We start from the raw sequence: 20,646 nt of genomic DNA, 5'->3' as shown, positions 1-20,646 counted from the left end.
ACGTGAGAGCGTGCCAGTCGGACGACGTCTCGAATTTCATGTTTCGACGGACGCCGAGGAATTCCGGGTCCGTTTCTACCGCCTGGGGAAGGAGTTGACCTTCCTGGCGGAAAGCGGACCGCATCCAGGGGTGCTGGCCGCCCCGCCGCCGCATCCGGACGGCGTCCCGGGGCACGCCTCGCCCGCCGTGGACTGGAATTGGCCGGCGTACCACCACGACCTGCCCGACGACTGGCCGTCGGGCCTCTACCTCGCGCATTTCATCGAGGGCCCGGAAGACCGGGCCCGACGGGTTCCGCTGCTCGACGACTTGGGGATCGAGGGTTTCGAGCGGGAGTTCTTCGTCGTCCGCCCGGCCCGTCCCGCGGCGAGCGGCGCCCGCATCCTCTACAAGAAGTCGACGTACACCCGGCACGCCTACAACCGCGGCGACCGGGCCGACGCGCAGCGGGCCGGCAGTCTCTACGACAATCCCGTCCACCAGCAGGCCGGTCCGGACGGGCCGTGTGGCCACCGGCTCAGCCTGCACCGGCCCGGCGGAGTCATCGACCTCGCCTACTGGGACGCGCCGTTCCTGGCCTGGCTGGAGCGCAGCGGCTACCACGTCGACTACTGCACCGACCTCGACCTGCACGAGGACCCCGAACTCCTCGCTTCCTACCGGCTGTTGCTCAGTGTCGGCCACGACGAGTACTGGAGCGCGGCGATGCGCGACCACGTCGCGGAGTTCGTCCGCGGTGGCGGCAACGTGGCGTTCCTCAGTGCCAACACCTGCTGGTGGCGGGTCCACCCGGTCGACGGGAACACCGCGTTCGTCTCCGACACCGACCACCACGTCGGCACGGAGTACCCGCACCTCCCGGCGACCGACCAGTGGTGGCCGGCCCCGCCGGACGGCGTCGGCGCACCCGAGAACGCGCTGACCGGCGTCAGCTTCCGCAACGGCGGGATGTGGCCGGGCGACTGGCCCGGCGACCGGCCGCGCGACGGCTACCGCGTGCAGCACGCCGACCACTGGGTGTACGAGGGCACCGGCCTGCGGGACGGCTCCGACGGCGGTCCTGCCGATGCCCTGGGCGCCGGAACGCCACTGATCGGCTACGAGTGCGATGGCGCGGCCTTCGCCCGGGACGCCGACGGCGTGGCGCACGCCACCGGGGTGGACGGCACGCCCGAGTCCTTCCTCATCCTGGGGATCTACCTCCTCGATCCGGTGCACGACGACTTCCACCACCTGAAATGGGGGCACTGGAACTGCCCGGCGCGCGAGCCGGCGATCACCAGCCCGCGCGCCGCCACCATGGGGCTCTACACCGCCGGCGGCACGGTGTTCACGGCCGGCACCACCGACTGGCCGGTGGTCTGCGGCCGGGAACTCGACGCCGGCGTCGTCCGGGTGACCCGCAACGTGCTGGACCGGCTCGCCGCCCCGACCCCGGTCACACCAGGGCGCTGAGCGCGCTCAACGAGGCGATGCGGGCGGCCCCGTCCGGGAGCGGCGGGGCCACCCCCGCCACCGCCCGGTCGGGGCGCCACAGGTGCACCGCCCGCATGCCCTGCGCGAGCGGCCCCGCGACGTCCACCTCCCACACGTCACCGACGAACACGGCCTGTTCGGGCCGGAGCCCGCACCGCTGCAACACCGTCCGGTAGATGAGCGGATGCGGTTTGCGGGCCCCGGCGCGGGCCGAGGTGACCGCGACGTCGACCAGGCCGGTCAGCCCCACGGCATCGAGGGCGCGGTCCAGGTCCCAGTACCAGTTGGAGCAGACCGCCACCGTCAGGCCGCGGGCGCGCAGCCCGGCCAGCGCCGCCGGCACGTCGTCGAACGGCGCCAGGCGCATGTCCTTCATGGCCCGGTCGATCTCGACGGCCAGCGGACCGGCCTCCGCCACCGGCACGCCGCAGGCCAGCGCCCGATGCCTCAACCTCTCCAACTCCCAGGCGTGGTAGGCCCGTTCGCTGGTGGAGTGCGCGGTGTGCTCCGCGCCGTCCGGCGGTCCGGCGGACCACCGGTCGCCCCACGCGTCGGCGGGCCCGATCAGGCCCCGACGGAGGAAGAACGGCCGGTGACTGGGCGGCAGGGGTTCGACCAGCCGCACCAGCGTGCCGTAGAAGTCGAGGATCACGCCCCGGACGGCGGCCCGGCCGGGCGGTGACGGTTCCGGCACCGGACTCAGTACCGGCCGTGGCGGCGCGGGAAGTAGTCCTCCAACGTCCCGTCCCGTTCGATGTCGAAGGTGGCGCAGTGCAGACCGCCGCCGAACGGGCCGACCGCACGGAACGGCACCGGCACGATCTCGAAGCCGTAGCCGGAGAGCTGGTCGGCGAGCGCCACCTCCTTCTCCTCGATGCACAGGGTGTTCTGGTCGAGGTTGAGCATGTTCCCGGCCAGCCACGGGCTGCAGTACGACAGCTTGGGCGGGTGGTCCCAACTGGCCGGCTGCACGGCCTCGACGATCTCCCAGTCGTTGAGCCGGAAGAACTCCATCAGCTCGGCGTCCGCCAGCCGTTCGCCGCAGTGCAGCACCAGGCCGGGGCGCAGCGGCACCCAGGTGGCGTCGATGTGCAGCGGGTGGGTGTTGGTGGAGGTCACCGCGTGCACCCGGTGGTCGGGGAAGTGGCGTTTGAGCCATTGGTGGCCGCTGCGGTTGGTGACGAACGACAGTTGGACGAAGAGGTCCTTGCCGAAGCGCGCGATGTCCGCCGCGTCGAACAGCGGCTCCTCCTCGGTCAGCACCAGGTCGTAGTCCCGAACCCGGGCCAACTGCACTTCGGTGGGCAGGGAGTTGTAGGTGTCCCAGAACCCCGGCTTGTACGTGGCGTCGGTCAGCCGCGGCTTGGGGGCCGCCTCCCAGCGCATCCGCGGGTCGGACCTGAACAGCTCCTGGAGCAGCGGCCGGTAGCAGAGGTACTCGAACCAGCGGCTGCGGTACGACATGGTGGCTTCGAGGATCTCGTTGCCGACGGTCAGCAACAGATCGCGCGGCGGCATACAGCCGGACATGGTCTCCTGCGACCAGTCCGGGGTGCTGACCTGCTGGTTGAAGTCGACCGGGGTGGGGCGGTCGACGCGGATGCCGCGACGGCTCAACATCGCGGCGAAGTCGTCGAGTTGCTGGTTGGCCTCGGCGGTCATCTCGGCCGGCATCGGACCGTAGGTGCCGAGCGGGAACCCGTCGTCGGGGAAGTCCCGTCGGACCGCCGGTTCCGGAGCCTGCACCACCGCGTTGTCGGCGCGTCCGACGACGACGTGCCGCAGGGGATCCCAGCCGTTCCAGGCGTTCACCTGCACGGGGCGGTTGGCCGGATCTGCGGCCGTCGTGCCGTAGTCAGTCACGTGCAAACCCTTCGATAGGGGACGTGGGAGACACCCGAGCAAAACTGAGGCAGCGGAGGTGGCGCCGTCAAGAGCCGATCATTCGGGCAGCGTTCCTTTTGCGTCAAAGCCACGATGGCTTTGCCACGGCTAACGCAAGATCGGCATATGGCCCGGCCTGCCCTACGGTCGAACGCGGAATATTTCGACGCTCAGTTCCGACCGCCGATTTTTCTGGCCGGAAAGAATCCCCGAGGTGCGAGACCGGACGCCCGGGGTAGATACAGCCGGTTCCGACAACCCGACGGAGGAGATCATGGCCGTACGTATCTCCCGTTTGGCGGCGGGCCTGGCGGCAATGGCCGTGCTGGGCACGGTGGCCGGCTGTGGTGGCGGAAAGCCGGTCGCCGCCGCGGACCGGACCGGCGAGCTCACGGTCTGGCTGACCGTGGACGCCCAGGAGAGCTGGCCGGATCTGGTGGCCGCGGTGAACGCCCGCTTCCGGAAGACCTATCCCAAGATCAAGGTGACCGTGCAGTACCAGCAGTGGACCACCAAGAACCAGAAGATCGACGCCGCGCTCGCCGGGCGGAATGTCCCCGACGTGGTGGAAATGGGCAACAGCGAAACCACCAATTACATCGTCAACGGCGCCTTCACGACCGTCGATCCCGCAAAATTCGATCACTCCGCGGAATGGCTTCCGGCGCTCCGCGACGCCTGCCGCGACAACGGCAAGACCTACTGCGTCCCCTATTACGTCGGCGCCCGAGTGGGCATCTACCGCACCGATCTGCTCGCCCAGGTCGGGGTGGACCGGGCCCCCCGCACCTTTCCCGAACTCCGCGCCGACCTGGACAAACTCAAGGCGAAGTTCGGCGCCGCCGACAAGAATTTCTCCGCCTTCTACATGCCCGGCCGCTATTGGTACGCGGCGATGGCCTTCGTCAAGGACGCCGGCGGCGAGATCGCGGTGCGCGAGAACGGCCGCTGGCACGGGGCACTGTCCTCCGCCCGCTCCGTGGCCGGGCTCACCGCCTGGAAGGACCTCCTCGACGCCTATTACACGGGCGACCGCTCCAAGGACAACGGTGACGAACCGGCCGTCGTCGGCCAGGGCAAGGTCGGCATGTTCTACGGCAACACCTGGGAGGCCAAGGCCGCCACCGACAGTAGGTCGGGCGGTGACCCGGCGCTGCGCGGGAAGTTCGCCACGTTCGCCCTCCCCGGCCCCTCCGGCAAGCTGCTGCCGCCGTTCCTGGGCGGCTCCACGCTGGCCATCCCCGCGAAGTCCGCCAACCAGGACCTGGCCCAGGACTGGATCCGGCTGTTCACCGACCGCACCTCACAACGCCGCCTGATAGCCGCCGACACCCTGCCCAACAACACCGCCCAGCTCAAGGAGGTGGCCGCCGGCGGCGTCAACGGCCCCGCCGCACAGGCCGCCGAACGCGGCTGGGTGACCCCGCTCGCCCCCGGCTGGGGCGCCGTCGAGAAGTCCAACGTCCTCCAGGAGATGCTCCAGGACATCGCGACCGGCAAACGATCGGTGGCGGACGCCACACGGGTCGCGGACCGCCACATCGACGCCGTGATCAACGAGCACTGACGGCGGTGGGAACCGTGGACCTGCCGGGGCCGCCGCGCGCCGCCCCGCCGCCGCACCGGCCGCGGACGGCCCGGGCGACCCGCCCGCGGCGCACCCTCCGCCGGCGGCTGCTGCCGTACCTGCTGATCGCCCCGACCGTCCTCGCCCTCGCCGCGGTCCTCGGCTACCCGCTCGTCGACCTGGTGGTGCTGTCCTTCCAGGACATGACCCGGCGCGAACTGTTCTCCGGGGCCCCGCCGCCCTACGCCGGGCTCGCCAACTACCGGTCGATCCTCACCGACGGCTTCTTCTGGACCGTCGTCGGCCGCACCGCCCTGTTCACCGTCGCCTGCGTCGCGGCCACCATGGTGCTGTCGCTCCTGGTGGCGCTGTTGATGCGTCGGGTCGCGCCGTGGGTGCGGACGGTCATGACCGGTGTCCTGGTCGCCGTCTGGGCCATGCCGGTGATGGTCGCCGCGTCCATCTTCCGCTGGCTCTCGGACGCCGACTACGGCGTCGTCAACTGGCTCCTCGGCCTGTTGCCGGGCCTCGACTTCAGCAAGCACAACTGGTTCGAGGACCCCTGGCAGGGCTTCGCCGTCATCACCGGCGTCGTGGTCTGGGGCGCCGTCCCGTTCGCCGCGCTGACCCTCCAGGCCGCGCTCAGCCAGGTCCCCGCCGAGTTGGAGGAGGCGGCGCTGGTCGACGGCGCCCGCCCCGGCCAACTGTTCCGGCACGTCACCTGGCCGGTGATCAAACCGTCCGCCATCCTCGTCACCTCACTCAGCGCCATCTGGGACTTCGGGGTCTTCAACCAGATCTGGCTGATGCGCGGCGGCCAGCCGGAGAAGGAGTACTACCTGCTCGGCGTCTACTCGTTCATCGAGTCCTTCGCCGTCAACCGCTACAGCGTCGGCGCGGCCATCGCCGTCGTCACCGTCCTGATGCTGCTGGCCGGCGCGGTCGTCTACGTCCGGCAGCTCGTCCACCTGGGAGCGGCCGAGTGACCACAGCCCCCGACACCGGACCCGCACCCGGCCGCCGGCGCCGGCCCCGGCGACGCGCCACGGCGAACGCCCTCGGGCTGGTCTTCAGCGCGCTGATGGCCTTCCCGCTGTACTGGATGCTGCTCACCGCCTTCCGCCCCGCCACCGAGATCCACGCCGACCCACCGCACTTCTGGCCCGACCACCTGACGCTGGAACACTTCCGCCGCGCCGTGGACACCCCGACGTTCTGGGCCAACGTCCGCTCCAGCGTGCTGATCGGCGTCGGCACCGTGCTGGTCTCCCTGCTGATCGGCACCCTCGCGGCCTTCGCCCTCGCCCGCTTCTCGTTCGCCGGCCGCAAGGCCCTCGTCCTGGTCATCCTCGGCGTCCAGATGGTCCCGTTGGCCGGTCTGATCATCCCGATCTACCTGCTGCTCAGCGACGCCGGACTCACCGACAGCCTGACCGGCGTGATCCTCACCTACCTCGTCTTCATGCTGCCGTTCACGGTCTGGCTGCTGCGCGGCTTCATCGCCGGCGTCCCGGTGGAGCTGGAGGAGGCCGCGATGACCGACGGCTGCACCCGCCTCGGCGCGTTCCGCCGGGTCGTCCTGCCGCTGCTGGCCCCGGGCCTGGTGGCGACCTCCATCTACGCGCTGGTCCAGGCGTGGAACGAGTACGTGCTGGCCTACGTGCTGCTGTCCAGCAACGACAAGCAGACCCTCAGCATCTGGCTGCTGTCCTTCCAGACCAGTTTCGGCACCGACTACGGCGGACTGATGGCCGGCGCCACCCTCACCGCCCTGCCCGTCGCGGTCTTCTTCGCCCTCGTCCAGCGGCGGATCGGCGCCGGCCTGACCGCCGGCGCGGTCAAGGGGTGAGCCGTCGAAGACCGGCCGCCCGCCCCGCGACGGCCGCCCGCCGCTGAGCCGGGCGACCGCAGCGGTCACCCGCCCCGACCACCACCCCGCCGGGCCCGCCGCCCCAGCGCCCCGCGGCACGCGCCCGGCCGGTGGCCCGACGCTCCACCGGTGTACGCAACCTCCGACCTGCAGGAGAACACGTGACGTTCGACCGTCTCGACCTGGTGTCCAAGCTGTACCAGCCGTCCGGCTGGCCCCGGATCCTCGAAGCGGCCACCGGGACCCGCTCCAGCGGCCCCTTGGTCGTGGACCTGGATCCGACGACCTTCTGCGACCTGGCCTGCCCCGAATGCATCAGCGGCAAGCTGCTGAACCAGGGGCGCTTCACCCCGGAGCGCCTCGCCGAACTCGCCGGTGAACTGGTCGAGATGGAGGTCCGGGGGGTGGTCCTGATAGGCGGCGGCGAGCCACTCGCCCACCGGGGGACCCGCCAGGTCCTCCGCGTCCTCGGCGAGGCCGGCATCGCCATCGGCGTCGTCACCAACGGCACCCTGATCCGACAGAACCTCGCCGAACTCGCCGCCTACGCCTCCTGGGTGCGGGTCTCCGTGGACGCCGGCACCAGCGAGACCTACCGGCGCTTCCGCCCCGACCGCAAGGGCCGCAGCGTCTTCGACAAGGTCATCGGCAACATGCGGCTGCTGGCCGAGGCCAAGCGCGGTGCCCTGGGCTACTCGTTCCTGGTCATGACCCGGCAGGAGTCCGACGGCACCGTCGTCACCAACCACCACGAGGTGCTCCAGGCCGCCGAACTCGCCCACGACATCGGCTGCGACTACTTCGAGACCAAGGCCATGTTCGACGACGGACACCACGTCATCCAGGTGCCCGACGAGATCCTCACCTCCGTGGACGAGCAGCTCGACAAGGCCGCGGTCCTCGCCGGCGACGGCTTCGAGGTCGTCAACTCCTCGACGCTGACCTCCCTGCGCAACCGGCTCGGGCCGGTCCAGGAGAAGGACTACCACCGCTGCCGCGTCGCCGAACTGCGCACCCTGGTCACCCCGTCCGGGGTGTACGTCTGCTCCTACCACCGCGGGAACGCCGGCGCCCGGATCGGCGACGCGGTGACCGAGAGCCTCCCGGAGATCTGGCGCACCTCGGACCGCGGCATCGTCGACCCGACCCGGGACTGCCGCTTCCACTGCGCCCGCCACCGCTCCAACCTCGAACTCGAACAGATCGGGATCGGAACGACGGCGGGCACCCTGGCCGCACCGGAACCCGGCACGGACTACGACCCGTTCATCTAGGGACGGGGCCCGGCACCCCGCCTAGGGGGCCGGTGCCGCGGCGATCTCCGGCGCGAGGCCCGCCGCGGCCCGGGCCGGGATCACCCGGGCCCGCGGGTGCGCCGGGCCGAGCGCCCGCCGCAGCCGCGCCACCACCTCGGCCTGCTCGGCGGCCGGACAGACCCCGACCAGTGCGCCCCCGCCGCCGGCCCCGCTGAGCTTCAGCGGGAGCCCGGCGGAGCGCCGGGCCACCGCCCGCAGTTCCTCCAACAGCGGCGTGGACATGCCCTGGAGGTCCCGCATCGCACCGTGCGCCCGGTCCATCGCCGCACCCAGTGCGGACAGTTCGCGGGACCGGACGGCGTCCCACACCTCGGCCGAGGCGGCGTCGGTCCGCTCCCGGTACTCGGCGAGCCGGGCGTCCCCGGCGGCGAGCTGGGCGCGCACCGAGCGGATGTGGTCGCTGGTGTCCTTCCGGGTCGCCGAGTCCAGCACCACCACCGCCCACTCGTCGGGGAAGGCGCTGCGGTGCACGATCTCCGGGAGGCCGGTGGTCCGCCCGTCGAGCAGCAGCAGGCCGCCCGCGATGACCGCGAGGTGGTCCATGCCGCCGCCGTTGAAGACGGCGAACTCGAACTCGTACGCCCACTGGGCCAGCGTCCGCACCGGGACCGGCCGGCCGCCGCACCCGGGCGCCGCCGCGGCCTCGGTGAACGCCCGGAACAGCGCCACGATCAGCGCGGTCGACGACGACAGGCCGCTGGCCGCCGGCGCGTCGCTGTGCGCGGTCACGGCCGGCGGCCGGACGCCGAGGCCGGGCAGCCGCCGGCGCAGGAACGCCCACACCTCGTCCGCCCAGGCACCGGCACCGGCACCGGCGCCGTCGTCCGTCGCCGCACCGGTCGGCGGCCGGGCCGCGGGCGGCCGCACGGTGACGGACGTGGTCAGGTCCAGCGCGAGGCTGACCGACCTGCCGCCCAGCCAGTCCAGGTCCTCCCCGGAGAGGCACGCCCGGCACGGCACCACCGCGCGCCCCGCCGCCGGGACGGCGCCGGCCTCCGCCGTCCCCTCGTCCGCTCCGGACACCGCCGTCGGTCGGTTCATCGGGCCTGGAACCTTCCGGTCGAGCCGAACTCCCGGAACATCTCCAGGACCACGGCGGTGGGCGGGTGCAGCGGCCGCGGCGGATCCGACAGCGCCCGGAACTGCGCCCGGGTCACCTCGTCCGCGCCGGGGGAGAGCTCCCCGGACCACCGGCGGGCCACGAAGCACAGCGCGAAGCAGTGCGTGACGTCCCCGTTGGGGTAGGTCAGGGTGTGGACCGCGGGATCGGACAACGAGCCGAACGCCTCCAGGTCGCCCCGCTCGACGTGCAGCCCGGTCTCCTCCGCCAGCTCCCGGCGGGCCGTTTCGACGAAGTCGCCGCCCTCCTCGCAGGCCCCGGCCGGCAGCTCCCACACGCCGTTGTCCGCGCGCTGCTGGAACAGCCCCCGGCCGGCCGCGTCCAACAGCAGGACCTGGGCACCGGGCACAAGGAGCGGCCGACTGCCCACCTTCTGCCGCAACTCCCAGAGGTACGAGCCGACATAACTCACCTGGACGTCACCTTCCATGCCGTTCTGTCCCGTTACGTGCTGGCAGGTTGTCATGCGACGGGCTCTGCCGCCAGCCACCCCGGCACCGCGTGCGGGGTGGCGGACAGCCAGCGCACGTACCGCTCGACGCCCGCCCGGACGTCGATCCGCGGGGTCCAGCGCAGCAGTTCGCGGCACTGCTCGGTGGCCGCGTAACCACCCAGCGGATCGCCCTCCGGCAGGGGAGTGGTGACGAAGTGCGATTGCGGGAAGTGCGGGGCGATCAGTTCGGCGACCTCGCGCACCGACGTCGGTACGCCGGTGCCGACGTTGACGGTCGCCCCGGCCATCCCGTCCTCCACCAGGGCGAGCGCGGTGGCCGCGGCCACGTCCTCGACGTGCACGAGGTCCCGCACCTGGACCCCGCCCCCGTTCAGCCGCATCGGACGGCCCAACCGGGCCTGCATGGACAGCCAGGCCACCATCCACGAGTGGCTGCCGGGCTTGGGGACCTGCGGATCGCCGTAGACCGAGAAGTACCGCAGCACCGCGTACTCCGGGGTCTGGGGTCCGTTCAGCATCAGCCGGGTCTGGTGCTCGGCCCAGAGCTTGGAGTTGGCGTACACCGACACCGGGAGCAGCCGCTGGTCCTCCTGGAAGACCTGCGGCCCCCGTATGGCGGGGTCGCCGTTCCCGTACACCGCGGCCGAGGACACCAGCACCAGGCGGCGCACGTCGGAGGCCGCGACCTCCTCCAACACCACCTGGGTGCCCTCGACGTTCGCCCGGAAGGCGATGTCCGGCCGGCGCGTGCACGCGGCCACGTCGGCGTACGCCGCGGCGTGCACCACGTAGTCGGCGCCGGTCAGCACGCGGCGTACCGCTTCGCGGTCGCAGATGTCACCGACCACCACGTCGGCGCCGAGCCGGTCGACGCCGAACAGCGTGGAGTGCACCGCGTCCGGATAGGCGTCCAGCCGGTCCAGCACCGTCACTTCCGCGTCCACCCGCCGCAACAGCCGGGCCAGTCGACTGCCGACCAGGCCGGCGCCACCGGTCACCACCACCCGGGAATCCCGGAGTTTCTCCAGTCGGGTCTCCACCGATTCCTCGAAGACACCGTGTGCCGGACTCCCCGTTCCGGCACCGTCATTACCGTTCGCATTGCCGTGCGGTGCGACGTTCTGCTTTCCGTTCACCGTTCCGGGCATGGGTCCCTCTCTTCCCGCATAACGGAGCATGAGCCGGCCCGGCGTGGGCCAGCGGTCAGCATGTCCGGCGCCGATTCCGGTGGCCAGAGCGCCATTTCGGCAGTCTTGCGGCGCGCATCCGGACCGCCGTACTGTCCGGATTCACCTGTGTCGGGATCGACCGGCACGGCACAAAAGCCCGGCGGGCCGGAAAAGCGGAGAACCGGAGGAATTGATGACGCCTTATCGGCTGAGCGGAGCCGTGATGACCCACCCCAAACGCCGTGCCGCGGCGGAACGGCTGGCGCGGTCCGCGCCACCGGGAGCGCTGCACGTCGTCATGGATCCCGACCCGGCCGGCAAACCGTCCGTATTGCGGACCGCACTGTGCGCCTGGGAGGCAATCGAGGACGGCGCGACCCATCAACTCGTCGTCCAGGACGACATGATCCTTTCCGATACGTTCTTCGAACGTGCCCGGCTGGCGATTGCCGAGATGCCGCACGCCGCACTCGCGCTTTTCGCGCTCTGGGACTCCCGGAACGGCGCCGCGGTGCGATTCGGTGCGCTGGCCGGGGCCCGGTGGGTGGGCGCCGTCAACGAGTACTTTCCGTGCGTCGCCATCATTCTCCCCAGGGAAGTCGCCGCCGGATTTGCGGCTTTCGGCCGACGCCATCTTGACAGTTGGCCCGACGACATCCTGATGAACCGCTACTTACGCGCGAACGGAATCCCGGCATATGTTTCGGTCCCCAGCCTCGCCGAGCACGAGGACCACGGCAGCATCTCCGGCAATGCGTTCCGCGGCCCGCGCCGTTCGGTCTGCTTCGTGCCCCGGGACGTTCCCGGACGCGAAGGTGCGCGCCTGACCGACCTGCGGGTGCTGCCGTTCTTCAAGCAGGGCGTGGCGCAGTGCGCGGTGCGCCTCGACGAGCCTGCCGGCGGGGCGGCCCCGCGCACGGCTCGGGACGCCGGCCGCTGGCTGCACCTCGACTGCGAGCAATATCTGGAGGGGGTGGGTGTCCGTCTGGGAAGGCAGCAATCGGCCATCGTGCGAATGGCCGAAGTCACCACCCCCGAGGCGGCCGAGGGGGCCTGGCTGACCGCCTTCACGATGGGCTTCGTCCAGCGGCGGGACGGACTCCGCCGCGATCCGGTGGCCGCTGGTCCCGACGACCCGGTAGGCCCGGGCCCCCAGGGCGACGCGGTTCCGGACGCGGCGACGGACGACGTCGCCCCTGATCCGGCGGTGCTCGCCGAAGCCCTCGCGACCGTGGGCCCCGGCGGGATCAGTTACGCGCAGTCGGAGGACCGGATCGCCGCGCAGCGGGAGGAGTTGACCCGGATCACCCTGGCCGGCCTGGCCGCCGGCCACGAGGCGGGCGAACGCGCCCGACGGGCCCGCCGCAACACGCCGCCCGTACCGCACCGCGGTGACCGTCCCGCGGCCGAACCTCACCGGCCCGCACCGCGTTCGACCGCGCCCGAACGGCTCGCCCCGCACCGGCCCGCAGCCGACCGCACGGCTTCCGGCCGGGCCCGAGCCGAGCGGGGCGAGCCCCCGCGTGTCGACGTACTCGGCGCCGACACCCCGCTCGGCGAACACCTCGTCCGCGGGCTGGCCGACGCCGGTCACCCCGTCACCACCCTGGCCCATCGCCCGTCCGGCCATCCCGCCCACGCACTGCTGGACCTGACGGGCCTGCCCCTCCCGCACGCCGAGCCCCCGGCCCGCGGGGCCACCCCCGTCCTCACCCTCCAACTTCCTACCCGCGCCACTGCGTTGACCCTGCACATCGGCGACCTCTACGGCCCCGGCTGCCCCCATGACTCCCGCATCGGCCGCCTGGTCTGGGACGCCCTGCGCAGCCAGCCCCTGACCCTCGACGACCCCGCCGGGACGCTGCGCCCCTTGCACACCCGTGACCTGGTCGGGGCCCTGTCGGTGCTGCTGCGTACCGCACCTGCGGAGCCCGTGCTCGGTCTGGCGGGCACCGTGGTGACCACCTCCGAGCTGGCCGAGGTGGTGCGTACGGCTGTCCGTCCCGTCCCCCTCGTCCCCTCCGGGCCGGCCCCGCGTCCCGCTCCCGAGGGCTCCGCCTGGCCCCCGCCCCCGCCCGGCTGGAAGCCGCTCACGGAGCTTCCCTACGGGCTCCACACCCACGCCCAGTGGCTCGCCTACGAAGGCATCCACTTCGTCTTGGAGGTGTGAACTCCGTGCCGACCGCCGCCCGTTCCACTCCCCGGCGGGGTGGGGCGGGCGGCTGCCCCCGCCCGCGCCACCCGGACCGTCCCGACGCCACCGTGCGTCCGACCGGAGGGTGGTGGGGATCGCTCCCCACCACCGTCGTCAGACCGCCGCGCGGACCGGCTGCCGCACCGCCATCGCGTTCAGCCGGATCGCGCACTGCGCGACGTCGTCCATCGTCAGCGCACCGGCCGCGTCGGCGCCCAGCGCGATCGTCACGTTCACGCAGAAGGCGAGGGCGTACACGTGCCCTTCGGTCTCCTCGTCCTGGAGCGCGAACAGCAGGTTGTAGTAGTAGCTGGTGGCGTCGGGCGAGTCGCCGTAGAACGACAGGTGGGTCCCCTCCTGGCGGCCCAGGCCGATGAACACGTCGGTGAGCGCGGCCTCGGCGCGCTCCCAGAAGGCGGGGTTGCCGAACGGCTCGTTGAGCGCCTGACGGACGGCCTCCCTGAGCGACATCACCATGACGCCGACGGGCGCGGTCTCCTGGAGTCCCCAGCCCCGCACGATCTTCACGGTGGAAGCCTCGGGGAGGGCGCCCGCGGCCCGGCTGATCTCACCGAAGTCGAAGTCCACGGTCGCCGGCGCGATCGCGTACTGGAACGTGTCGGCGATGGCCTGCGCCTGCTCCAGGACGGCGGGGCTCACCTCGAAGACGGTCTTGAACGTCGTCTTCTCGGCGGTGGGTCGGTCGGACATGACTGCTCCTCACATGCGAAAGATCGCGTCGCGCCGAGCGGCAAGTATGCCGCTGTCCCGGTCCGCGCCCGTCACCGCCCTCACCGTTGGGCCGTCACACCGCCCGGGTCGCCCCGGCCTTCCGGCGCACCGGAACCATCGGAGCCGCCCGGAAGGGAGGCGGCCGCCGGGCCGTCCGGGCGGTCCGACCCACCCGATTCACCCGTGCCACCGGAAGCGTCAGCATCGGCCGCACCGCCGGTACCCCGCCACAACTTCGGTGTTGCCGCCCCCACCAGCACCACCGCCACCACGCATAACACCCCACCGCTCACCAGCGCCGTCACCCCGGACGTCGCATCCGCCACGACCCCGCCCCGCAGGTTGCCGAGGTCCGGACCGGCCTGCCCCACGATCTGTTCCGCGGCGCCGACCCGACCCAACAACTCGTGCGGGGTGTGCGTCTGGACGACGGTGCTCCGGGAGATCACCGAAACCGTGTCCGCCGCGCCCGCCAGCACCAAACAGGCCAGCCCCGGCCACCGGCCGGGCGCCAGGCCGAACAGGGCGAGCGCCAGCCCCCACGTCGCCGACCCGCCGAGCACCAGCAGTCCGGGGCGGGGTAGCCGGGTGAACGTCCCGGAGAAGAGCGAAGCGACGAGCCCGCCGACCGCGAGGGCGGACAGGAACAGCCCGAGCGTGCGCGGATCGTCCCCGAACCGTTCGGCGTTGATCAGCGGGAACAGGCTGATCGGCATCGACAGCACGGTGGTCGCCAGATCCGTCAACAACGCCCCGCGGACGAGGGGCGTGCGCACCAGGAAGTCCACTCCGTCCCGGACGCCCCGCAGCCCGGAACGGGCCGCCGCCGCACCCGGCACGGTGATCGACGGCAGCTGGCACGCCCCGTACAGCGTCCCGGCGAAGCTCACCGCGTCGATCGCGTAGCAGGCACCGACCCCCAGCCACCCCAGTACGAGCCCGGCCAGCGCCGGCCCGGCCAGCAGCGCGCCCTGGAAGGAGATCCGCCGCAGCGCCAGCCCGGCCGCCAGTTGGTCCGGTGGGAGCAGAGCCGGCATGAACGTCTTCGACGCCGGACCGCCACCCGCCACGAAGCAGGACTGCACCGCCACCAGGAGCACCACGCCCACCACGGGCACGCCGCCGACGAACGCCTGCACCGCGAGCACCGCCGAGGAGGCGGCCTGTCCGGCCGTCATCGCCACGTAGAACGTCCGCCGGTCCACCCGGTCGACGACCGCGCCCGCGAACAGCCCGAGGACGATGAGCGGCACGGCCTGGGCCAGCGCCACCGCACCGGTCCAGGTGGTGCTGTGCGTCGACTGCCAGACCTGGAACATCACGGCGACCACCGTCATCTGGCCGCCGAACCCGGACAGCGTCTGCCCGACCCACAACCGCCGGAACGCCCGCGACGAGCGCAGCGGCGCGAGGTCGACCAGCGCGCGCCTCATTCCCACGCGGGGTCCTCGGCGAGCTTCGCGACGATCCGGTCGTGGAAGCTCCTGCGGTCCAGCGCCCGCTCGATGTCGACGACGACCCGGCTGAGCGGATACGGCACCTCGGCCTCGATCTCCGCGAGCGCGGCCTCGGTGGCCCGCCACTCCGCCGCCAGCCGCCCGATGACCTTCCGGCTCTTCGCCGTCAGCGTCACCCGCCTGCTCCGCGCGTCCGCGCCCGGCACGGTCCGGACCCAACCGGCCGTCCGCATGGCGGCCACCTTCTGGCTCAGCGCCGAGGGGGTGAGACCGACCGACGTCGCCAACGCGCCGATCGTCATCGGCCCGCAGGCGTCGAGCCGCAGCAACTCCCGCACGAAGCTCGGCTTCAGGCCCTCGATCCGCCGCTCCGCGTAGACCCGCGCGATCTCCGCGTCCACGGCCTCCTGGAGCTCCCGCAACGGTCGCCACAGGCTCTCCCGACTGGGATCGTCCGCCCCGTCGCCGCGGGGGTCCGTCGTCTCCTCCGTCATCCGCCCACCGTAACAGCAGTTGCATAAGCACTTACATAAGTGCTTACGCAAAACCTTCGGCGCGCCCCGACCCGATCCGGATCCTCGAACAGCCCGTCCTCCAGGGCCGTTCAGGAGTGGCGCAGCGTTTCGGTGGCGATCTCCAGGAAGTCGAGGAGCAGCTTCTCGCGCCGGTCGGCGGCGACGGCCAGACAGGTCTCCTGGGTCGGGGCGTCCGTGACGGGGAGGTACACGAGGTCGGGGCGGGAGTAGGACCGCGCGACGCCCAACGGAATGAGGGCGATGTTGCGTCCGGCGGCGATGAGCTCGAACTTCTCCTCCAGCGTCAGGGTCCGGCGCTTCGGGGTGTCGAGCATCCGCTCGCCTTCGAGGTCCGCCAGGGTGAGTCCCTGACGGCACGCCAGCGGATGCGCCGCGGGGATGCAGGCGACCCGGGGCTCGTGGCCGATGGGGACGACGCGCAAGCCCGTCTCGTCGAACGGCCTCCGCAGATAGCCGACTTGGGCGCGACCGTCGCGCAGCGGCCGGTCCTGCTCCCACCAGCGTGCCGGAACGACGTCGATCTCGACGTCCGCGTGGCGCGAGGCGAACGCCCGGATCGCGTCCGACACGTGCAGTCCCGGCGAGAAGGCGACCGCGAGGCGCTGGACGCCCTGCTCGACGTCGTGGACGCGCCGGACCGCCGCGGCGATCGAGGGGAGGAGTTGCTGTGCCTCCTCGTAGAGCTGTTTGCCGGCGGTGGTCAGCTCCACGCTGCGGGTGGTCCGCAGGAGCAGCGTGCACCCCAACTCCTGCTCCAGGGACTTGATTTGACGGCTGAGCACCGGCTGGGCGATGTAGAGCTGTTCCGCCGCCCGGCCGAAGTGCCGGTGCTCGGCCACCGAGGCGAAGTAGCGGAGTTTGCGGAGATCGAGATCCATACCCCGAAGGTATCAATTGTCGGGAAGGGTATTGGACGCGACGGATCGCCACACCGAGACTCGAAGCATGATCGTCATCACCACTCCCACCGGCCAGATCGGTGGCCGGCTCGTGGAGATCCTCCTCGCCGAAACCCGCACGCGCGGCGAACAGTTGCGCGTCATCGTGCGCGACCCCGGGAAGCTCCCCGACGCGGTCCGCGCCCACGTCGACGTCGTCACCGGCTCGCACGACGAGCCCGAGGTCGTCGACCGGGCGTTCGCCGGCGCGGACGCCGTCTTCTGGCTGGCGCCGTCGCACGGCCGGGCACCGAGCCTGGACGCCCTGTACTCGGGGTTCACCCAGGTCGCCGCGAAGGCGTTCACCACCCACGGGGTCGGGCACGTCGTCGGCGTCTCGGCGCTCGGCCGCGGCACCCCCGTCGCCGACCGCGCCGGGCACGTCACGGCGTCGCTGGCCATGGACGACCTCATCGCCTCCACGGGCGTGGCCTACCGCGCCCTCGCCAACCCGACGTTCTTCGACAACCTGCTGTGGCAGGTGGCCTCGATCCGCGACCACGGCGTGTTCACCGAGACCGTCGCCGCCGACCGCTCCGCACCGCGGGCCGCCACCCGCGACATCGCCGCGGCCGCCGCCGCCCTGCTGCTCGACCGCTCCTGGACGGGGACGGGCGAGGTTCCGGTGCTGGGCCCCGAGGACCTCTCGCCGAGCGACCTGGCGGAGATCATGTCCGACGTGCTCGGCCGCCCGATCCGCTACGAACGGCAACCGCTCGACGCGTTCCGCACCGAACTCGCCGGCCGCGGCATGCCGGCCCCCCTTGTGGACGGCTACGTCGACATGATGCGGGCCAAGGAAGACGGCCTCGACGACGGGGTGCGGCGCACCGCGCCGACCGCGAGCCCGACGACCTTCCGCGAGTGGTGCGAGCAGGTCCTCAAGCCGGCGGTACAGGCATGAGCGCCGGGACCGCCCTCATCGTCGGCGCCTCCCGAACCCTCGGGCTCGGCCTGGCCGCCGAATACGCACGCCGCGGGTGGGACGTCATCGGGACGGTCCGGGGCGAGGGACGCACCGGCCTGCACGACCTGGCCGACGCCTCCGACGGGCGCGTCACCGTCGAATCGCTCGACATGACGGAGCCGGACCAGATCGCCGCGCTGCGCGAACGCCTCGCCGGACGCACCCTCGACCTGCTCTTCGTCAACGCCGGCATCACGCGCGGCGACCTACCCGTCGGCGAGGTCCCGACGGAGATGTTCGTCGACGTCATGGTCACCAACGCGCTCAGTCCGATGCGCGTGGTGGAGTCCCTGCGCTCGCTGGTGGCGCCGACCGGGACCATCGGCGTGATGTCCTCGCGCCAGGGCAGCCTCACCTTCAACACCAACGGTGGTCACGACGTCTACCGCGCCAGCAAGTCCGCCCTGAACCAACTGATGCGCAGCTACGCCGCCCGGTACGCCGACTCCGCGCACACGCTGCTGCTCATGTGCCCCGGCCACGTCCGCACCGAACTCGGCGGACCCACCGCACCGTTGACCATCGAGCAGTCCGTCCCGGGGGTGGCGGACACCATCGACCGGCACCGTGGCGAGCCGGGCCTGCAGTACCTCAACTACACGGGCGAGCCCGTGCCCTGGTAGCCGCCGCAGGCGCCTGCCGGCCAGGTGGCGCGCACCGCACGGGCCGATCACGGACCGGTGGTTTCCGCGAGCCTGCGGGCGGGCCCGAGCCGCGGGCAGGAGGTGGTATCCGCCCAGCTCGCCGGCGGCGGTGAGCTGGGCGGCAGGACGAGGCCCGCCTCGGGGCCGTCGCGTATGGCCGGAGCCGTTGCCGCTCGGCGATCAGGTCGCCGCCGCGTCCCCGCCCCTGTATCCGGCAGATCATGCAGGTAAAACTGTACAGCTAAGCCTGTGGACACTACGGTGGGGGCATGAGCGAGAACCCGAGCCCGTCGCCCTCGGCGATCGAGGCGTCGCGCGACGTCCGTGCCGTCATCAGCCGGCTGCGGCGCCGCATCCTGAACGCCTCCCAGGCCGAGGACATCACCTTGGGCCAGGCCTCGGTGCTGGCCCGCCTGTCCGACCAGGGAGGCGTCACGGCCAGCGAGCTCGCCTCCGTCGAAGGGGTGCGGCACCAATCGATGACGGCCACCGTCGCCGCGCTCGCCACGCTGGGACTGGTCCAGCGCAACCCCGACCCCGACGACGGACGACGCCTGCTGATCACCCTGACCGCGGAGGGCCAGCGTCGGGTGGAGGAGGGGCGACAGGCCCGGACGGAATGGCTCGCCGGCCAGTTGCAGGCCAAGTGCACGGAGGACGAACGCCGGGCGGTGATCGCCGCCATGACCGTACTGGAGCGACTGACCCATGACTGAGGCGACGACGGGGGCCATACGAGGGACCGACAAGCCGGGGTTCGACCGGCGGCTGCTGCCGCCCATGATGCTCGGCTCGGTCCTGAACCCGATCAACTCCACGATCATCTCCGTCGCGCTCGTCCCCATCGGCGTCGCCCTGGGCGCACCGGCCTCGCAGACCGCCTGGCTGGTCTCCGCCCTCTACCTGGCCACCTCGCTCGGACAGCCGGTCGTGGGACGACTCATCGACCTCTTCGGACCGCGCCGGCTCTTCCTCCTCAGCACCGCGCTCGTCGGCCTCGCCGGCGTGGTCGGCACCCTGGCACCGAACCTCGGGGTGCTGATCGTCGCCCGCGTCCTCCTCGGGTTCGGCACCTGCGCCGGCTACCCCGCCGCGATGGCACTGCTGCGCAGCGAAGCCGAGCGCACCGGACGGGACAGCCCCGGCGGGGTGCTCACCGCCCTGGCGGTCGCCAACCAGACCGTCGCCGTCGTCGGTCCGCTGCTCGGCGGGGTGTTGATCGCGGTGGGCGGCTGGCGCGCCACCTTCGCCCTGAACGTCCCGCTGGCCGTCGCCGCCGTGCTGCTGGGGCTGCTCCGACTGCCCCGACCGGCCGGAACGGACCGGCCGGCGCCGCGCGGCCGCCTGGCCGCCCAACTCGACCTGCCCGGCATGGCCCTGTTCGCCGCGCTGCTCGTCTCGCTGCTGCTGTTCCTGATGAACCTGCACCTGCGCAACTGGTACCTGCTGGTGATCGCCGTCGCCGCGGGCGGCGCGTTCGCGGCCCGGGAACTGCGGGCCGCCACGCCCTTCATCGACCTGCGGGTACTCGGCGGCAACCGGCCGCTCCTGGCCACCTACGGACGCGCGCTCGTCGCCTACGTCGTCGCCTACGCCTTCCTCTACGGCTTCAGCCAGTGGACCGAAGAGGGCTTCGGACTGACCCCGTTCCACGCCGGACTGGTCCAGATCCCCATGTTCCTGATGGCGATCGGCGTCTCGGTCGTCAGCGGACGGCGCCCGGGCGTGCGCGGGAAGCTGCTCGTCGGCGCGGTCGGACAGATCGTCGCCTGCCTGGTGATGCTGACGCTGTCCGGACGGAGTCCGCTGTGGACGCTGCTCCTCGTCGCGCTGGTCTTCGGCGTCCCGCAGGGGCTGAACAACCTGGCCCTGCAGAACTCCGTCTACTTCCAGGCCGACCCCGAACGCACCGCCTCCTCGGCCGGACTGCTGCGCACCTTCGCGTACGTCGGCTCGATGGTCGCCTCCTCCGCGACCGCCGCGTCCTTCGGCCGACGCGTCGACACCGGCGGCATGCACCACCTCGCCTGGGTCATGCTCGGCGCCGGCGTGCTCTACCTCCTCCTGACCGTCTTCGACCGCACGCTCGGCCGCGCGACGACGCCGACCGCCCAGTGACCCCCGAAGACTCCGACCAGGTCGCCACGCCCCTGCCTCGCTCGCACCCCGCACCGCGAGACGTCCACGCCCACGCCCACCCATCGCCGTCCCCACGCAGAAGGAACTCCACGACTCCCCTGTCCCGTACCGCCCTGCTGCTCATGGACCTCCAGGCCGGCCACGTCGAGGAGTGGGGACGGGCCCTCGGCGCCGTCGCCTGA

General features: G+C 72.0%; 20 protein-coding genes. 11 read left to right on the top strand and 9 right to left on the bottom strand.

From position 1 onward, the window contains the following. Positions 1 to 10 precede the first annotated feature (10 nt). Complete coding sequence (locus ACLJT4_RS24705; protein WP_411125276.1) at positions 11 to 1,456, top strand: N,N-dimethylformamidase beta subunit family domain-containing protein; 1,446 nt, start codon at positions 11 to 13, stop codon at positions 1,454 to 1,456. On the opposite strand, the gene ACLJT4_RS24700 is transcribed toward ACLJT4_RS24705, so the two are convergent. After that, on the bottom strand, positions 1,440 to 2,171 hold the full coding sequence (locus ACLJT4_RS24700) for an HAD family hydrolase (RefSeq protein ID WP_411125274.1): 732 nt from the start codon (positions 2,169 to 2,171) through the stop codon (positions 1,440 to 1,442). The two genes, ACLJT4_RS24705 and ACLJT4_RS24700, sit on opposite strands and share 17 nt — an antisense overlap. 5 nt (positions 2,172 to 2,176) lie before the next feature. Then, the gene (locus tag ACLJT4_RS24695) at positions 2,177 to 3,340 is read right to left on the bottom strand and encodes a serine/threonine protein kinase (protein ID WP_411125272.1); all 1,164 of its coding nucleotides are present in this window, start codon (positions 3,338 to 3,340) and stop codon (positions 2,177 to 2,179) included. Between the two features lie 295 nt (positions 3,341 to 3,635). On the opposite strand from ACLJT4_RS24695, the gene ACLJT4_RS24690 reads away from it, so the two are divergent. The 4 genes from ACLJT4_RS24690 to ACLJT4_RS24675 all read left to right on the top strand — a co-directional run bounded on the left by ACLJT4_RS24690 (position 3,636) and on the right by ACLJT4_RS24675 (position 8,072). Further along, positions 3,636 to 4,928, top strand: a complete 1,293-nt coding sequence (locus tag ACLJT4_RS24690; RefSeq protein ID WP_411125270.1) for an extracellular solute-binding protein — start codon at positions 3,636 to 3,638, stop codon at positions 4,926 to 4,928. A gap of 5 nt (positions 4,929 to 4,933) precedes the next feature. Then, the gene (locus ACLJT4_RS24685) at positions 4,934 to 5,914 is read left to right on the top strand and encodes a carbohydrate ABC transporter permease (RefSeq protein WP_411125268.1); all 981 of its coding nucleotides are present in this window, start codon (positions 4,934 to 4,936) and stop codon (positions 5,912 to 5,914) included. Then, the gene (locus ACLJT4_RS24680; protein WP_411125266.1) at positions 5,911 to 6,777 is read left to right on the top strand and encodes a carbohydrate ABC transporter permease; all 867 of its coding nucleotides are present in this window, start codon (positions 5,911 to 5,913) and stop codon (positions 6,775 to 6,777) included. The genes ACLJT4_RS24685 and ACLJT4_RS24680 overlap by 4 nt, the downstream gene beginning before the upstream one ends. Before the next feature lie 182 nt (positions 6,778 to 6,959). After that, entirely contained in the window at positions 6,960 to 8,072 is a 1,113-nt protein-coding gene (locus ACLJT4_RS24675; protein ID WP_411125264.1) for a radical SAM protein, read from the top strand. A gap of 21 nt (positions 8,073 to 8,093) precedes the next feature. On the opposite strand, the gene ACLJT4_RS24670 is transcribed toward ACLJT4_RS24675, so the two are convergent. The 3 genes from ACLJT4_RS24670 to ACLJT4_RS24660 are packed head-to-tail and all read right to left on the bottom strand — an operon-like array spanning position 8,094 to position 10,836. Continuing rightward, positions 8,094 to 9,155: a mevalonate kinase gene (locus ACLJT4_RS24670; protein ID WP_411125262.1), complete on the bottom strand. Its 1,062-nt coding sequence runs from the start codon at positions 9,153 to 9,155 to the stop codon at positions 8,094 to 8,096. Continuing rightward, complete coding sequence (locus tag ACLJT4_RS24665; RefSeq protein WP_411125259.1) at positions 9,152 to 9,646, bottom strand: NUDIX domain-containing protein; 495 nt, start codon at positions 9,644 to 9,646, stop codon at positions 9,152 to 9,154. The genes ACLJT4_RS24670 and ACLJT4_RS24665 overlap by 4 nt, the downstream gene beginning before the upstream one ends. Positions 9,647 to 9,696: 50 nt before the next feature. After that, on the bottom strand, positions 9,697 to 10,836 hold the full coding sequence (locus ACLJT4_RS24660) for an NAD-dependent epimerase/dehydratase family protein (protein ID WP_411125257.1): 1,140 nt from the start codon (positions 10,834 to 10,836) through the stop codon (positions 9,697 to 9,699). A gap of 244 nt (positions 10,837 to 11,080) precedes the next feature. Here ACLJT4_RS24660 and ACLJT4_RS24655 point away from each other — a divergent pair, with 244 nt between their 5' ends. Beyond that, positions 11,081 to 13,027, top strand: coding sequence for a hypothetical protein (locus ACLJT4_RS24655; RefSeq protein ID WP_411125254.1), 1,947 nt, complete (start codon positions 11,081 to 11,083; stop codon positions 13,025 to 13,027). 138 nt (positions 13,028 to 13,165) lie between these two features. Here the strand turns inward: ACLJT4_RS24655 and ACLJT4_RS24650 are convergent, their stop codons facing one another. From ACLJT4_RS24650 to ACLJT4_RS24635, 4 genes are all read right to left on the bottom strand, one after another. Further along, positions 13,166 to 13,762 carry a Type-2Aa cytolytic delta-endotoxin gene (locus ACLJT4_RS24650; protein ID WP_233661217.1) on the bottom strand — a complete coding sequence of 199 codons (597 nt, stop codon included), beginning with the start codon at positions 13,760 to 13,762 and terminating at the stop codon, positions 13,166 to 13,168. Positions 13,763 to 13,842: 80 nt separating this feature from the next. Beyond that, on the bottom strand, positions 13,843 to 15,216 hold the full coding sequence (locus ACLJT4_RS24645; RefSeq protein WP_411125316.1) for an MFS transporter: 1,374 nt from the start codon (positions 15,214 to 15,216) through the stop codon (positions 13,843 to 13,845). Next, positions 15,213 to 15,734, bottom strand: coding sequence for a MarR family winged helix-turn-helix transcriptional regulator (locus ACLJT4_RS24640; protein WP_411125252.1), 522 nt, complete (start codon positions 15,732 to 15,734; stop codon positions 15,213 to 15,215). Before ACLJT4_RS24640 ends, ACLJT4_RS24645 begins: the two co-directional genes overlap by 4 nt. A 110-nt stretch (positions 15,735 to 15,844) precedes the next feature. Next, positions 15,845 to 16,654, bottom strand: a complete 810-nt coding sequence (locus ACLJT4_RS24635; RefSeq protein ID WP_411125250.1) for a LysR family transcriptional regulator — start codon at positions 16,652 to 16,654, stop codon at positions 15,845 to 15,847. A 67-nt stretch (positions 16,655 to 16,721) separates the two neighbouring features. On the opposite strand from ACLJT4_RS24635, the gene ACLJT4_RS24630 reads away from it, so the two are divergent. The 5 genes from ACLJT4_RS24630 to ACLJT4_RS24610 all read left to right on the top strand — a co-directional run bounded on the left by ACLJT4_RS24630 (position 16,722) and on the right by ACLJT4_RS24610 (position 20,646). Continuing rightward, positions 16,722 to 17,618 (top strand): NAD(P)H-binding protein, encoded by an 897-nt coding sequence (locus ACLJT4_RS24630; RefSeq protein ID WP_411125248.1) that lies wholly within the window; start codon positions 16,722 to 16,724, stop codon positions 17,616 to 17,618. Further along, entirely contained in the window at positions 17,615 to 18,304 is a 690-nt protein-coding gene (locus tag ACLJT4_RS24625) for an SDR family NAD(P)-dependent oxidoreductase (protein ID WP_411125246.1), read from the top strand. The genes ACLJT4_RS24630 and ACLJT4_RS24625 overlap by 4 nt, the downstream gene beginning before the upstream one ends. A 290-nt stretch (positions 18,305 to 18,594) precedes the next feature. Further along, on the top strand, positions 18,595 to 19,041 hold the full coding sequence (locus tag ACLJT4_RS24620; RefSeq protein ID WP_411125244.1) for a MarR family winged helix-turn-helix transcriptional regulator: 447 nt from the start codon (positions 18,595 to 18,597) through the stop codon (positions 19,039 to 19,041). After that, on the top strand, positions 19,034 to 20,443 hold the full coding sequence (locus tag ACLJT4_RS24615; protein WP_411125242.1) for an MFS transporter: 1,410 nt from the start codon (positions 19,034 to 19,036) through the stop codon (positions 20,441 to 20,443). Before ACLJT4_RS24620 ends, ACLJT4_RS24615 begins: the two co-directional genes overlap by 8 nt. Beyond that, complete coding sequence (locus ACLJT4_RS24610) at positions 20,440 to 20,646, top strand: hypothetical protein (RefSeq protein WP_411125240.1); 207 nt, start codon at positions 20,440 to 20,442, stop codon at positions 20,644 to 20,646. The genes ACLJT4_RS24615 and ACLJT4_RS24610 overlap by 4 nt, the downstream gene beginning before the upstream one ends.

The sequence above is a fragment of the Streptomyces sp. x-19 genome, assembly GCF_046549115.1.
Lineage (GTDB): Bacteria > Actinomycetota > Actinomycetes > Streptomycetales > Streptomycetaceae > Streptomyces > Streptomyces albulus_C.
The sequence above is the reverse complement of the archived record's forward strand: the minus strand, read 5'-3'. Positions and strand labels throughout refer to the sequence as shown.

What these genes read in the sequence shown, in the direction of transcription:
- ACLJT4_RS24635 (WP_411125250.1), bottom strand. Translation starts at nt 16,654, where the DNA reads ATGGATCTCGATCTCCGCAAACTCCGCTACTTCGCCTCGGTGGCCGAG.
- ACLJT4_RS24615 (WP_411125242.1), top strand. Translation starts at nt 19,034, where the DNA reads ATGACTGAGGCGACGACGGGGGCCATACGAGGGACCGACAAGCCGGGG.
- ACLJT4_RS24650 (WP_233661217.1), bottom strand. Translation starts at nt 13,762, where the DNA reads ATGTCCGACCGACCCACCGCCGAGAAGACGACGTTCAAGACCGTCTTC.
- ACLJT4_RS24670 (WP_411125262.1), bottom strand. Translation starts at nt 9,155, where the DNA reads ATGAACCGACCGACGGCGGTGTCCGGAGCGGACGAGGGGACGGCGGAG.
- ACLJT4_RS24640 (WP_411125252.1), bottom strand. Translation starts at nt 15,734, where the DNA reads ATGACGGAGGAGACGACGGACCCCCGCGGCGACGGGGCGGACGATCCC.
- ACLJT4_RS24655 (WP_411125254.1), top strand. Translation starts at nt 11,081, where the DNA reads ATGACCCACCCCAAACGCCGTGCCGCGGCGGAACGGCTGGCGCGGTCC.
- ACLJT4_RS24645 (WP_411125316.1), bottom strand. Translation starts at nt 15,216, where the DNA reads ATGAGGCGCGCGCTGGTCGACCTCGCGCCGCTGCGCTCGTCGCGGGCG.
- ACLJT4_RS24630 (WP_411125248.1), top strand. Translation starts at nt 16,722, where the DNA reads ATGATCGTCATCACCACTCCCACCGGCCAGATCGGTGGCCGGCTCGTG.
- ACLJT4_RS24620 (WP_411125244.1), top strand. Translation starts at nt 18,595, where the DNA reads ATGAGCGAGAACCCGAGCCCGTCGCCCTCGGCGATCGAGGCGTCGCGC.
- ACLJT4_RS24625 (WP_411125246.1), top strand. Translation starts at nt 17,615, where the DNA reads ATGAGCGCCGGGACCGCCCTCATCGTCGGCGCCTCCCGAACCCTCGGG.
- ACLJT4_RS24660 (WP_411125257.1), bottom strand. Translation starts at nt 10,836, where the DNA reads ATGCCCGGAACGGTGAACGGAAAGCAGAACGTCGCACCGCACGGCAAT.
- ACLJT4_RS24690 (WP_411125270.1), top strand. Translation starts at nt 3,636, where the DNA reads ATGGCCGTACGTATCTCCCGTTTGGCGGCGGGCCTGGCGGCAATGGCC.